Source organism: Pseudoalteromonas sp. AOP7-A1-14, assembly GCF_052376275.1.
Classification (GTDB): domain Bacteria; phylum Pseudomonadota; class Gammaproteobacteria; order Enterobacterales; family Alteromonadaceae; genus Pseudoalteromonas.
Genome location: NZ_JBQSVO010000105.1, coordinates 1 through 12,951, shown reverse-complemented (window position 1 = coordinate 12,951; position 12,951 = coordinate 1). Strand labels below are relative to the sequence as shown.

12 protein-coding genes are annotated in these 12,951 nt (G+C 41.2%); 1 reads left to right on the top strand and 11 read right to left on the bottom strand.

Annotation, left to right across the window (positions count from 1 at the left end; translation table 11 throughout):
• Window positions 1-216: 216 nt before the first annotated feature.
• The 10 genes from ACT3RM_RS14325 to trmJ form a co-directional block, all read right to left on the bottom strand.
• Window positions 217-2,850: a family 20 glycosylhydrolase gene (locus tag ACT3RM_RS14325; protein WP_441995177.1), complete on the bottom strand. Its 2,634-nt coding sequence runs from the start codon at window positions 2,848-2,850 to the stop codon at window positions 217-219.
• Between the two features lie 212 nt (window positions 2,851-3,062).
• Window positions 3,063-4,490 (bottom strand): NAD-dependent succinate-semialdehyde dehydrogenase, encoded by a 1,428-nt coding sequence (locus tag ACT3RM_RS14320; protein ID WP_441833955.1) that lies wholly within the window; start codon window positions 4,488-4,490, stop codon window positions 3,063-3,065.
• A gap of 279 nt (window positions 4,491-4,769) precedes the next feature.
• The gene (fdx, locus tag ACT3RM_RS14315; protein WP_441833954.1) at window positions 4,770-5,108 is read right to left on the bottom strand and encodes an ISC system 2Fe-2S type ferredoxin; all 339 of its coding nucleotides are present in this window, start codon (window positions 5,106-5,108) and stop codon (window positions 4,770-4,772) included.
• Window positions 5,109-5,120: 12 nt separating this feature from the next.
• Window positions 5,121-6,983: a Fe-S protein assembly chaperone HscA gene (hscA, locus tag ACT3RM_RS14310; protein WP_441833953.1), complete on the bottom strand. Its 1,863-nt coding sequence runs from the start codon at window positions 6,981-6,983 to the stop codon at window positions 5,121-5,123.
• Window positions 6,984-7,030: 47 nt separating this feature from the next.
• Complete coding sequence (hscB, locus tag ACT3RM_RS14305; protein ID WP_441833952.1) at window positions 7,031-7,558, bottom strand: co-chaperone HscB; 528 nt, start codon at window positions 7,556-7,558, stop codon at window positions 7,031-7,033.
• Between the two features lie 77 nt (window positions 7,559-7,635).
• A complete protein-coding gene (iscA, locus tag ACT3RM_RS14300; protein ID WP_441833951.1) occupies window positions 7,636-7,959 on the bottom strand; it encodes an iron-sulfur cluster assembly protein IscA in 324 nt (107 codons plus the stop codon).
• Between the two features lie 11 nt (window positions 7,960-7,970).
• On the bottom strand, window positions 7,971-8,354 hold the full coding sequence (iscU, locus tag ACT3RM_RS14295; RefSeq protein ID WP_441833950.1) for a Fe-S cluster assembly scaffold IscU: 384 nt from the start codon (window positions 8,352-8,354) through the stop codon (window positions 7,971-7,973).
• Window positions 8,355-8,394: 40 nt separating this feature from the next.
• Entirely contained in the window at window positions 8,395-9,612 is a 1,218-nt protein-coding gene (locus ACT3RM_RS14290; protein ID WP_441833949.1) for an IscS subfamily cysteine desulfurase, read from the bottom strand.
• Between the two features lie 23 nt (window positions 9,613-9,635).
• Entirely contained in the window at window positions 9,636-10,127 is a 492-nt protein-coding gene (gene iscR, locus ACT3RM_RS14285) for a Fe-S cluster assembly transcriptional regulator IscR (protein ID WP_441833948.1), read from the bottom strand.
• Between the two features lie 184 nt (window positions 10,128-10,311).
• Window positions 10,312-11,046: a tRNA (cytosine(32)/uridine(32)-2'-O)-methyltransferase TrmJ gene (gene trmJ, locus ACT3RM_RS14280; protein ID WP_441833947.1), complete on the bottom strand. Its 735-nt coding sequence runs from the start codon at window positions 11,044-11,046 to the stop codon at window positions 10,312-10,314.
• A gap of 284 nt (window positions 11,047-11,330) precedes the next feature.
• On the opposite strand from trmJ, the gene suhB reads away from it, so the two are divergent.
• Entirely contained in the window at window positions 11,331-12,134 is an 804-nt protein-coding gene (suhB, locus tag ACT3RM_RS14275) for an inositol-1-monophosphatase (RefSeq protein ID WP_441833946.1), read from the top strand.
• Window positions 12,135-12,335: 201 nt separating this feature from the next.
• On the opposite strand, the gene ACT3RM_RS14270 is transcribed toward suhB, so the two are convergent.
• Window positions 12,336-12,893 carry a hypothetical protein gene (locus ACT3RM_RS14270; RefSeq protein WP_441833945.1) on the bottom strand — a complete coding sequence of 186 codons (558 nt, stop codon included), beginning with the start codon at window positions 12,891-12,893 and terminating at the stop codon, window positions 12,336-12,338.
• Window positions 12,894-12,951: the final 58 nt, after the last annotated feature.

Below are 12,951 nucleotides of genomic sequence, written 5' to 3'. Positions count from 1 at the left end.
GTTTTTATTTAATGCTAATTAAATTTCTTTTAGCTGCTAGCGTAAGCCATTACCTTACACTTATGCGGGATATTTATAACATCAGCGCAACAAAAATGACAGCGCTGCCATAAAACTCTACGTGAATTATCGCTATATTACTAGTCGATTTTTACTTTGCAATATAACAAAAAAGGGCCAAATAGCCCTTTCAAATCACTAATACTTATTAAAACATTAATTTATATACGTAATTCTACTTACTTGCTGCTTACTTATACGGCTACGCAGTGCTACTTTTTGCGAACCTGAAACACTGATCGGAGCTGTATACGCCTGCCACGTAGTACCGTCATCTAAGCTGTACTCAGTTTGTAAATAGGCAAATGGGGTATTAACTTCAAGCTTACCCGCTTTAATTACACCACCTGGTACAGGCAAATGCAGATTAATGCCCCCTTCAGCCAACTTATCTAATTCTTTTAAACCTACCGCAGCTGAAAACCCAGCCCAATCTTTAGCTTGCTGTTGAGTATCTACACTGCCACTTTCCCAATCTGCTTTATGCCAAGCACGCTCAGCCACTGATAAAATACGTGGGAACATCATTTCAAGCACTTGCTTTTCGGTACGAATAGTTTCAGACCATACTTGTCCTTGCATACCTAAGATATTTTCTGGTTTTTCAAGTTGCGGTAAAGGACGCCCAACCAATGCTTCTAAATTGTCAATTGGCTTTCTTGTACGTGTGTAATCCGCATTGCCATAAACATTATCTGGCATGTAATTAAATACCTTTTGGGTATCTGTATAACGTGTTGCCCAATAGTAACCGCGCTCATCAGGGTTTGCTTCATAAGGGTGATCAAAATACAAATGCGTACCATGCGAAAGCACGACTTGATAACCCGCATTCGCCAAGCGATAAGCTCTATCTGCTACACCCCATTCCCAAATATTATCCCATGCATTAACGGTAAAGGTTTCATTCGGGAATTCGTCACGTTTAAATGGGTTGGTCTTATCATACATAATACCGTCTTCCCAAATGCCCGGCGATATCCCTCGTTTTTCTAGCATCTTTGCTACGCGCTGTGTAAAGTATGGCTTTAAATCAGCCGCGCCTGCAACACCGTTACTCGGATCAGCAAACATTGCTTGGCAAATAGGTGAACCAACCCAAGACCCTGCGCCAACTTCGTCGCCACCAATGTGGAGATTTTTAAGCTGCACACCCGCTTCACGGTACATTTGCTGTAACTCATAAGTGACTTTTTCTAAAAATGCATAGGTTGAGTCCATGCACACGTTCATTGAGTTATCAGTATAATTTTGTACTGTAATATAGCTGGAGGTATCTTTTGGGTCACTTAACAAATACTGAGTAGCGTCGCTCATATCAACTTGCTGCATTTTTTTATCAGTTTGCTTGGTATTTAAAATATTATTTTTAGTGGCTTCAAGCAAATTATGGTAGCGGGCTTCCATGGCTTTAACCGAAGCTCGAGCATGACCAGGACCTTCTACTTCAGGTATTATTTGAATGTGGCGATCTTTAGCGTATTTTAATAACTCTACAAATTCACTACGCTTTAAATAGCCATTACCTGAGCCTGATTTAAATGGCCCTGTTCCAAGCTGAGTTATTAAACATTCACGCTCTTCAAGATCAAAACAACGATAACCACCTACATCTGTCAGCTCAGGCAAACCAGGAATTTCCAAACGCCAACCTTCATCTTCTGAAAAGTGCCAATGCAATTTGTTCATTTTATACCGCGCCATTTGTTCAACTAGTTTGAACATCACGTCTTTACCATGGAAGTTACGGCCATTATCATAATGCATACCACGCCAGCCATAACGCGGAGTATCTTCAAGCTCTAATTGTGGCAGTTCAACAGCGCCTTGGCTGTTTGCAGGCATAAGGTTAAGCACGCTTTGCATAGCGTAAAATACCCCTGCGTTATCACTGGCAACAATGTTTATTTGCTCGTCATCAATTTCTAAGGTGTAGCTTTCAGCTTTGCCTTTATTAAGTGCTGGATTCACTTTGAGGCTGATAACTTTTTCATCGCCCAACTTTATATGATCAGGCTGCGCTTTAAGTGTTAAACCATAATCGTCCTGCAAATCTTGCATAAACACGACCACTTCATTTTTTAACTGACCTTGGAAACTAATTTTCCAGCTATTATCAAGCGTTGCTGTGCCACGGTTGAAATCGGCTTTTTGTGGCTTGGGAATAATACGCTTCAGTGCATCGCTTTTACTTACTGATACTTTGTTGTTATTTTTTTCAAAACGTACTTGCGGCGTAACTAAAACGGTTAAATCTTCAGGTTGATTATAACGACGCAATTGGTTTTCACGTTTAAATGGCGCTACAAACTGGGTCATATCTTCGCTATCAGTATTCGCAAAAATAGCTGGTTTATTATTGCCCGAAACAAAAAACGCTCGAGGCATAAAATCGGTATAAGCCACAACCCAAACTTGTGCATCAAAAGGGAGCTTTAAGCTTTTACCTGCGGCTAAACCTTTGAAGTCCTTGGTTGGTACAATGCGATGCAAGTCGCCGTTTACATGCTCTATATTCAGTCCAGCTACATACTCAGTGCTGATTTTACGTACAGAATGAATATAAAGTTGCCAATCACTTTCACCCGCAGGAAGAGCAACATTTGACTGGTTATCAAGTGTAATTTCACCTAAAAATCCTGCACTTTTATTATGAAAGTTATCAACCACAGCAAAAGTAAGTGAGGTTTCTTTGGTAAAGTTGTTCACTTCACTTTGCGTAAATTGTGCTTGCGCTATCATCGGTAGTGCCGCGATTAAACCAGTTAATGCTCGCTTTTTAAAATCCATTGCTCTCTCCTATTTTTATACCCTGAGACTACACTTTTTTGCTGCAGAATCTTTAATTTTTATTATAGCTACGTACCTACCATATAAAATATAAAATGACAGCGCTATCATTAATTGGAAATAAAGCTACACCTCAAAAATAAAAACCGTGCTGATTAAATCAAGCGCGGTTCTAAAATTTATATGTAAACTAGCGACATAAAGCCTTTAGCTTATACCTTTATGCACAAATATTTCTCTTCGAGATATTCATCTAACCCTTGATGCCCGCCCTCTCGGCCAAGACCAGATTGCTTCATACCACCAAAAGGCGCTACAGGGTTGGAGATCAACCCTTCATTAATACCAATCATGCCGTATTCGAGTGCTTCACTAACACGGTAAGTTTGCTTTATGTTTTCACTATAAAAATATGCAGCAAGTCCATAAGGTACGTTATTCGCTTGTGTTAGGACATCTGCTTCGTCATCAAAAGTTATAATACTAACCACAGGGCCAAACACTTCTTGATGATAAATGTCCATTTCACTAGTCACACCAGTTAAAATAAGCGGTGATTGATAACTGCCGCCAAGCTGTTTATTTTCACCTATTATACTCGCGCCTTTACTGGTTGCATCATTAAGCAATGCTTGCACTTTTTCTTGGGCTTTAGGGTAAATAAGTGGGCCGATATCGGTATCATCATTAAAGCCTGAGCCTACCTTTAACTTTGCAACTTTATTAGTAAGTTTAGTCAGCACTTCATCAAGCACGCTTCGCTGTACAAAAATCCGGTTAGCAGCTACACAGGTTTGTCCGCTATTTCTAAATTTAGCGCCCATTAACCCCGTTACGGCTTCATCTAAATTGGCATTATCAAAAATAATAAACGGTGCATTACCACCAAGCTCCATAGAAGTACGCTTAATTGTAGAGCTACACTGTGCAAGTAACTGCTTACCAACATCAGTAGAACCAGTAAAAGTAAACTTACGCACGATGTTTGATTCAGTTAAAATCTCGCCAACCATTTTAGCATTTGATGAAGTGACTACATTAAATGCTCCTTTTACAAACCCTGCTTTATCTGCAAGGTAAGCAAGTGCAAGAGCACACAGAGGTGTATGTTCCGAAGGTTTTAGCACAAAACTACAGCCTGCGGCATAAGCGGGGGCGACTTTACGTGTGACCATGGCAACAGGAAAGTTCCATGGGGTAATGCCCGCTACAACGCCAACTGGCTGCTTAATACTTGAAAGTCGATGTGTATTATCAGTCGCGGGAATAGTATCCCCAAAGCTGCGCTTAGCTTGCTCGCTATACCATTTTATAAAACCAGCTCCGTATTCGACCTCACCTAATGACTCTTGGAGTGGTTTGCCTTGCTCTTTGGTCATCAACTCTGCAAGAGTTTGCTTGTGCTCAATTACTAGCTCATACCAGCGCTGCAAAGTTTCGCTACGTTCAGTGGCATGGGTACTTTTTAAATTAATAAAAGCGCTTTGGGCGCTTTTTATTGCCTGTTCAATTCCAGCTTTATCGATATCACTAACTGAGATGATGGTTTTTTCTGTGGCCGGATCGGTCACATCGAAATGAGCGTCGACGGTATAAAAATCTCCATTAATAAATGAATCTTTAAACAATAATTTACTCATAAAATCTCCATACGTAGCAGCAAGTTGAAAGAACAAAGTTAAAATTTTTATTTTAATTTTGCTCTTCTTTCGATTAAAAAAGAGCCAATCATAGAAGCGGATTTTGTCGCGAAGAGTTTATATAATAAAACGCAAAGCCAACAAAATTCATGGCTAAAGCCATTTCCTACGGGTAACTCGACCTTTATATATTCATCAACAAAAAAGCCGCTGTAGAGACTTAGCAAACTACAGCGGCTTTTAATTATGGTACGTTAATTAAAAACGTTATCTAGACAATTAATGCTCTTCATTAACGATATTGAGGTTGTACTTTGGTATTTCAACCACTAAGTCTTCATCTTTAATGATTGCTTGGCAGCTTAAGCGTGACTCTGGTTCTAAGCCCCATGCTTTATCTAGCATGTCGTCTTCTAGCTCGTCGCTTTCTGCTAATGAGTCAAACCCTTCACGAATAACTAAATGACACGTGGTACATGCACATGACTTTTCACAGGCATGAGGAATACTAATACCATTTTCTAAGGCAACATTAAGTACGGTTTCACCCGTTGCCCCTTCTATTGCAGCTCCGTCTGGGCATAGTTCTGCATGGGGAAGAAAAATAATCTGTGGCATAAAATTGACCTCTTAAACTTCGTCTACTGACTGCCCTTGCAGTGCTTTTTTAATCGATGCATCCATTCTGCGTGCGGCAAATTGGCTACTGGCGTTATCTACTGCTTCCATGGCTTCTTTTATTTCGCTTGGTTCAGTCGCTGACTGGCGAACTGCGGCGAGTTTAGCAATTTCAGCTTTTAAGTCACTTAACTCTTGTTCATCGAGTAAGTGGCTATCTGTTGATAGCGACGCTTCTAGCGCTTCAATTACTCGCAAACCTTCAACTTGCTGTTCTTTAAGCATGCGCGCTTGCATATCGCCTTTAGCATTGCTCATTGATGCTTTAAGCATATCGGCAACTTGGTCGTCTGATAAACCAAACGAGGGCTTAACTTGAATATCAGCTTGAACACCTGTTGATTTTTCCATTGCTGAAACACTCAACAAGCCATCAGCATCCACTTTAAAGGTAACAAGAATATGCGCAGCGCCGGCTGCCATTGGTGGAATACCTTTTAAGCTAAATTTTGCTAAAGAGCGACAATCGTCAACCAGCTCGCGCTCACCTTGTAGAACATGTAGCGACATCGCCGTTTGATTATCTTTAAAGGTGGTAAATTCCTGAGCGCGAGAAACTGGAATAGTCGTATTACGCGGGATGATTTTTTCAACCAAACCACCCATAGTTTCAAGGCCTAGAGACAATGGCAATACATCTAACAGCAACATATCAGAATCAGGCTTATTACCTACTAATACATCAGCTTGTAATGCCGCGCCAAGTGCAACCACACGATCAGGGTCGATTGATGTAAGTGGTTCTTTATTAAAAAATTCAGCCACTTGTGTACGTATTATTGGCATACGGGTTGAGCCGCCAACCATTACAACTTGTAGTACTTCTTCGTTTTCAATGCTGGCATCTTTTACCACGCGACGGCATGAACGAAGAGTTTTTTTCACCAATGTCATGGCAAGCTCTTCAAACTTGTCACGGGTTACTTCTACCGTGTAACTTTGATCATCAAACTCTAAACCCACATTAACCGTTTTGTGTTCGCTTAACGCTTCTTTGCAGGCTTTGGCTTTATTAATAAATAAACGTAAGTTTGAAGGTGATAGGTTCATCACCCCCGTTTCACGCTTAAAGTGATCAACGAGTAACGAGTCAAAATCATCGCCACCTAGACTTGAATCTCCGCCAGTGGCCATAACCTCAAACACACCTTGATGCAGGCGTAATATTGAAATGTCAAAGGTACCGCCGCCTAAATCGTAAACTGCAATTATACCTTCTTGGCCTGAGTCTAGGCCATAAGCTACAGCAGCTGCAGTTGGTTCGTTTAATAAACGTAGTACATTAATACCAGCAAGCTCAGCGGCATCTTTAGTGCTTTGTCGTTGGGCATCATCAAAATAAGCAGGGACCGTGATCACCGCACCTAGAATATCTTGCTCAGCAAAACTTTGTTTAGCGCGTGCTTTTAGTACTTTTAAAATTTCACTTGAAGCCGCAACCGGACTAATTTTACCCGCCGATGTTTCAATTGCTAAAGCACCGTTATGCTCACAGAAGTCGTACGGTAATTGGCCATAACTTTGTTCAATTTCGGTTTGAGTTTTACCTAAAAAGCGCTTTACTGAAATAAGCGTATTAGCAGGGTCTTCTGTTGCAGCCTTTTCCGCATCGTTGCCGACATTAATAGTATCAGCTTGATAACGTACAACTGATGGCAACATCGCTTGGCCCGCTGCATCATTTAAAATGCGTGCTTCGCCGCTTTGTACGGTCGCAACCAATGAGTTAGTAGTCCCTAGGTCAATACCTATCGCTAATTTATGTTCATGTGGTGCCGCGCTCTGCCCCGGCTCAGCAATCTGCAATAATGCCATAATGCTCTTTACACTCTATTATCGCTATTTTCTAAACAGCGAGTAAATTAATCGTCGAATAAACTATCTTCAATGCGCTCAAGCTCGTCGCGTAACTTATAAACAAACTTTAACTTACGAACGTTATCAGCGGCGGCCTGCCACTGCTGTTCATCATTGCTTGCTAGCTGCGCTGCAAATTCATTACTATATTGTTTATCAAGCTGCTTTATTTGTGCTTCAAAATTTGCAATAGCAGTATCTGGATCGTTGCCGTTCTCTAGCTCTTCAAGCTCTTCGCGTAATTCCATTTGCTGCATTAAAAATAGCGGGTCTTGCAGTGTTTGTTGCTCTGAGCGAATATCAACACCCAGTTCACTCAGCATATATTCGGCACGCTTTACTGGGTGCTTAAGCGTTTGTAAGGCATCGTTTATCTCTGCGGTATTTTGTACCGCGAGTAACTTATCACGACTGCTCGCGTTAGCATGACGGTCAGGATGAACAGCACGTTGTAGTTCAAGATAGTGCTTGTTCACTGTGGCTAAATCAATGTTGTAATCTACGGGTATCGCAAATAGCTCAAAATAACGCATTTATTCGCCCAAATAAATAAACTTTAAAGAATAAAGCCCTACATAGGCAGGGCTTCAAGATACGCTTTTGTCAGTATTTATACTGTGAAGCTTTCACCGCAACCACACTCATCGGCTAGGTTGGGGTTGCTAAACTGAAACCCTTCATTTAAGCCTTCTTTAGCGTAGTCAAGCTGAGTGCCATCAATATAAACCAAGCTTTTAGCATCAACAATAAGTTTAACGCCTTGGCTTTCAAAAACTTCATCACCTTCAGCTAGTTCGTCGACAAACTCAAGAACATAAGCAAGACCTGAACAGCCTGTAGTTTTAATGCCTACGCGCAGGCCAAGCCCTTTGCCGCGATTTGCTAAAAATGATTCTACGCGGTTTGCTGCCGCCTCTGTCAATGTCACTGCCATGAAATTATCTCTTACTTAGCTTGTTTGCTTTTGTAGTCAGCAATCGCTGCTTGAATCGCATCTTCTGCTAGAATCGAACAGTGAATTTTCACTGGTGGCAACTCAAGTTCAGCACTGATATCGGTATTTTTAATAGTTGATGCTTCGTCTAATGTTTTGCCTTTTACCCACTCGGTAACAAGCGATGATGAAGCAATTGCACTACCACAACCATAGGTTTTGAATTTTGCGTCTTCAATTACACCGTCAGCTGACACTTTGATTTGTAACTTCATAACGTCACCACATGCGGGTGCGCCAACCATACCGGTTGCTACTGACGGGTCACTTTTGTCTAAAACACCCACGTTACGTGGACTTTCAACATGATCGATTACTTTATTACTATAAGCCATTATTCTATCCTCACTACCTGCTAACGGGTGTGCCCATCAATTAATGATGTGCCCACTCAACTGATTCTAAATCAATACCTTCTTGATGCATTTCCCACAAAGGAGACATCTCGCGTAAACGGCCAATCGAGTTTTTGATTAGTTCGACGGTATAATCAATCTCTTCCTCAGTCGTAAAGCGGCCAATACTAAAACGAATTGAGCTATGTGCTAACTCGTCGTTACGGCCTAATGCACGTAGTACATAAGAAGGCTCTAAGCTTGCTGAGGTACAGGCAGAACCTGATGATACAGCAATATCTTTAACAGCCATTAATAACGATTCACCTTCAACGAAGTTAAAGCTGATGTTAACAATTCCTGGTACTGATTGGCTTGGTTCACCATTAAAGTAAACTTCGTCCATATCAGCCATAATACCATCTATCAAGCGCTTACGTAGCGCGCTGATGTGTGCATGGTCTTTTTCAAAATCTTGTTTAGCGACCTTAAATGCGGAACCCATACCTACAAGCTGATGAGTTGCCAGTGTGCCGGAGCGCATACCACGTTCATGGCCACCACCGTGCATTTGTGCTTCAAGACGAGCGCGTGGTTTACGACGTACATAAAGTGCGCCAACTCCTTTAGGGCCATATACTTTGTGGCCTGAGAATGACATAAAGTCGACTTTAAGCTGTTGTACGTCAATTAATACTTTACCCGCACTTTGCGCAGCATCAACGTGGAACATGATTTTACGTTCACGACACATTTCGCCGATAGTAGCGATATCTTGAATAACACCTAACTCATTATTCACGTGCATGATGCTCACTAAGACCGTGTCATCACGCATTGTTGCAGCTAGCTTTTTAAGATCCAGCAGGCCGTTTTCTTCAACGTCCATATAGGTAACTTCAAAGCCTTGACGCTCAAGCTCACGACACGTGTCAAGTACTGCTTTATGCTCAGTTTTAGCGGTAATAACGTGCTTACCTTTCTTTTTATAAAACTGCGCCGCACCTTTAATAGCTAGGTTATTTGACTCTGTTGCACCCGAAGTGAAAACAATTTCACGTGGATCTGCATTGATTAGATCAGCAATATCTGTACGTGCTTGATCAACCACTTCTTCTGCTTGCCAACCAAAACGATGTGAACGTGACGCAGGATTACCAAAATTACCGTCCATAGTAAGGCATTGCATCATATCTTTTGCTACACGCTCATCAACGGGTGTGGTTGCTGCGTAATCTAAATAAATTGGTAACTTCATTTTTTTCTCCGCTTCACGTCAACTTAAAGTTGACAGCTTACTTGAATGTTTTCCAGTTGCTTAATTGCATTATTGATACTGTTATCTTGGCGTGATGCGACTTCTTTCACATCCGACTTTTGCACCAACTCAGCGAGGGTAATACCATTTAAAAATTCTTCGATTCGGGCACTTAAATCAGACCATAAAGTATGGGTTAAACAACGCATACCGCTTTGACAGCCACTGCTTGCACCATGACAACGTGTGGCATCAACTGATTCATCTACCGCGCTAATTACATCACCAACAGAAATTGCGCTTGTTTCGCGGCCTAATAAATAACCGCCGCCAGGACCACGTACTGAAGTCACAAGCCCATTTTTTCGTAACCGAGCAAATAATTGCTCAAGGTATGATAACGAAATTTCTTGTCGTTCTGATATATCAGCTAGGGGGACCGCACCTACATCAGTATGTAGTGCAACATCCAACATGGCGGTTACTGCGTATCGGCCTTTTGATGTTAACTTCATAACGCCCCCTGCACAAAAGAGTGCAAACTTTAATTACCAGAGTAAATTAGTCGATATTAACAATCAGCAAATTACTGATTGATAATATTTAATACCCGACCTTTTTGGTCAAGTATTGAGTTCATTGTAATTACCTGAGTAATTTAGTCAAGTATTAGTCACCAAAACTATATATAACTTTGTCTTATTTAGTAGACTTATTTATTGAGGTAAGAATACCGCGTAAAATGTTTAGCTCAGCTTCTTCTGGGCGAGCGCGATTAAACATACGACGCAGCTTGGTCATCACCAATCCTGGATGCTGCTTAATTATAAAACCCGTATCCGTTAGGGTTTGCTCTAGGTGATCGTAAAACAGTTCAGTTTGCTTGGCTTTAGGGTAAACCGTATCATCTTGCTCTGACACTTGTGGGTGCTCATTTTTTTGATGATTTAAAAACGCCATTCGCGTTTCATAGCAAAGAGTTTGCACCGCCATAGCTAAATTAAGTGAGCTGTATTCTGGATTAGCAGGAATGCATACATGATAGTTACATTGCTGTAATTCTTCATTTGTTAAGCCACTGTTTTCACGGCCAAATACAAGTGCCACAGGACCTGCTTGCGCTTCATTAATCAGCTTTTCACCACATTCACGCGGTTCAACCATCGGCCAAGATAAAGTACGCGAGCGCGCACTGGTGCCAATAGTTAGTGCACAACCAGCAACCGCATCTGCAACCGTATCAACAATTACCGCGTTACCTAGCACATCAGTAGCACCTGCCGCTAACGCACTGGCATGACTATCAACTTCACAAGCAGGATCGACTAAATAAAGCTTTGACAGCCCCATGGTTTTCATCGCCCGTGCTGCTGAGCCAATATTACCCGAATGCGAGGTGTTTACTAAAACGATACGAACGTCATCTAAGATCATTACTGCGTCACTTAATTCATGCACAAAAAAATTGTGCGCGATTATAACATAGCTCTTAGCCCTAAGCGATAAATAGCATAGGCTCATATCAGCTTAGATAAGTCATAACCCTTCTACGCTGAAACTCTGCCTATTAGCTTTTCCTTTAAAATTTTTCCCTTGCAACTCAGTCTAGTACAAAAAACACTCTAAACTATTTTGGCTTTGTTGTTTACTTTGCGGCAAAAGTCGCTAAAATACGCCGCCTTAGATATAACGTTCTTTTACAACCCAAAGGTAAAACCATGCATCCGATGTTAAACATTGCGGTTCGCGCTGCTCGCAACGCAGGTAAAATTTTACTTCGCGCAAGTGAAGATTTATCAAAAGTTGAAGTGCAACAAAAAGGCACTAACGATTTAGTAACTAATATTGATAAAGAAGCCGAAGCCGTAATTCGTGACACTATTTTACAGTCTTACCCTACTCATTCAGTTATTGGTGAAGAGTTAGGCGAGCACGCTGGCAAGGATGCAGATTACCAATGGATTGTAGATCCTATTGATGGCACTACAAACTTCATCAAAGGCATTCCTCATTATGCGATTTCTATCGCACTTAAAGTTAAAGGTCGTTTAGACCAATCTGTTATTTATGACCCAATTCGTGGTGAGCTTTTCACGGCTTCTCGTGGTCAAGGCGCTCAACTTAACAGTAAACGTCTTCGTGTTAGTAAAACAACGGTTCTTTCAGGTACTGTTTTAGCGACGGGATTTCCTTTCAAAAATAAGCACCACATTGATGCATACACTGAAGCATTTAAAGCGTTATTTGTTCACACTGCTGACATTCGTCGCGCGGGGTGCTCTGCGTTAGACATGGCTTATGTGGCTGCGGGTCGTGTTGACGGTTTCTTTGAAATCGGTTTAAAACCTTGGAACTCAGCAGCAGGCGAATTAATGGTTAAAGAGGCTGGCGGTATGGTTGTTGATTTCGCTGGCGGCAATAACTATAACCAAAGTGGTAACATCATCTGCGGCGCTCCAAAGCTTACACAAGCTATTATTCGTGAAATTCGCCCAGTATTAAATGAGTCATTACTTCGTTAATTAGAGTTGTGATGATATTAAAAAAGGAGCTACGGCTCCTTTTTTTATACCAAAAGTAAAAGGTTGCCAAGTTCAAGCTCTGGATTGCTTATGTGGATACCGATTTATTGTTTAATTTTAACCAAAGTCGTTCGTTGAGGTACTCGTCGCGCTTGTAGTGCGCTCACTGCTATTTAACAGCGGTGCTCACTTTTTGGTTACTTATTTTTTATCAAGTGCCTGCTCTACTTGTTCAAAATGGGCGATAGCTTCAACCATCTCCATTTCTGCATCTTGGTATGCTAGCTCACTATTCATGCCTAACAATGCAATGGCTTGCACCTTTGCTGGGTGAACCAGTAAGTTTTTAGCATAGTAGCACACCGGGTCGTCAAAATTAGGAAGTTTATCACCGTCATGGTAACCACTTTCAATGTCTGGTATTGGTTGGCTCGCAATAGCCTCAGCCTCTTTATCAAGTGCCGTTAAGTACTCTCTGCATTGAGGGTACTTCAAGGTAAAACTGCTAAGTAGTCTACGAGAATTAGCCACAAGCATTTCTGCCTCAATTACGATATCCGCAGCGGCTTTACGAGTACGGATACTGAGTAATAAATTTTTTGCTTTGTGTTGATACTGTTCAAGTACAGTTAATTGCTGAGGCTTGGCAACATCAGTTACTTTACTATCAGCCACTTTGCTATCGACTACTTTACTATCGTTTGCTTCATCACTGCATGCGGTAAGAAAAAAAGTTACAAGAAATAGTCTTTTTAGCATATGTACAACTCATTATTATTTTGACAATAATTCTAATTATATTATTTATAATCATAAC

Coding starts and splice junctions, on each gene's coding strand:
- ACT3RM_RS14290 (WP_441833949.1), bottom strand. CDS start 9,612: ATGAAGTTACCAATTTATTTAGATTACGCAGCAACCACACCCGTTGAT.
- ACT3RM_RS14270 (WP_441833945.1), bottom strand. CDS start 12,893: ATGCTAAAAAGACTATTTCTTGTAACTTTTTTTCTTACCGCATGCAGT.
- ACT3RM_RS14325 (WP_441995177.1), bottom strand. CDS start 2,850: ATGGATTTTAAAAAGCGAGCATTAACTGGTTTAATCGCGGCACTACCG.
- hscA (WP_441833953.1), bottom strand. CDS start 6,983: ATGGCATTATTGCAGATTGCTGAGCCGGGGCAGAGCGCGGCACCACAT.
- iscA (WP_441833951.1), bottom strand. CDS start 7,959: ATGGCAGTGACATTGACAGAGGCGGCAGCAAACCGCGTAGAATCATTT.
- fdx (WP_441833954.1), bottom strand. CDS start 5,108: ATGCCACAGATTATTTTTCTTCCCCATGCAGAACTATGCCCAGACGGA.
- suhB (WP_441833946.1), top strand. CDS start 11,331: ATGCATCCGATGTTAAACATTGCGGTTCGCGCTGCTCGCAACGCAGGT.
- trmJ (WP_441833947.1), bottom strand. CDS start 11,046: ATGATCTTAGATGACGTTCGTATCGTTTTAGTAAACACCTCGCATTCG.
- ACT3RM_RS14320 (WP_441833955.1), bottom strand. CDS start 4,490: ATGAGTAAATTATTGTTTAAAGATTCATTTATTAATGGAGATTTTTAT.
- iscU (WP_441833950.1), bottom strand. CDS start 8,354: ATGGCTTATAGTAATAAAGTAATCGATCATGTTGAAAGTCCACGTAAC.
- iscR (WP_441833948.1), bottom strand. CDS start 10,127: ATGAAGTTAACATCAAAAGGCCGATACGCAGTAACCGCCATGTTGGAT.
- hscB (WP_441833952.1), bottom strand. CDS start 7,558: ATGCGTTATTTTGAGCTATTTGCGATACCCGTAGATTACAACATTGAT.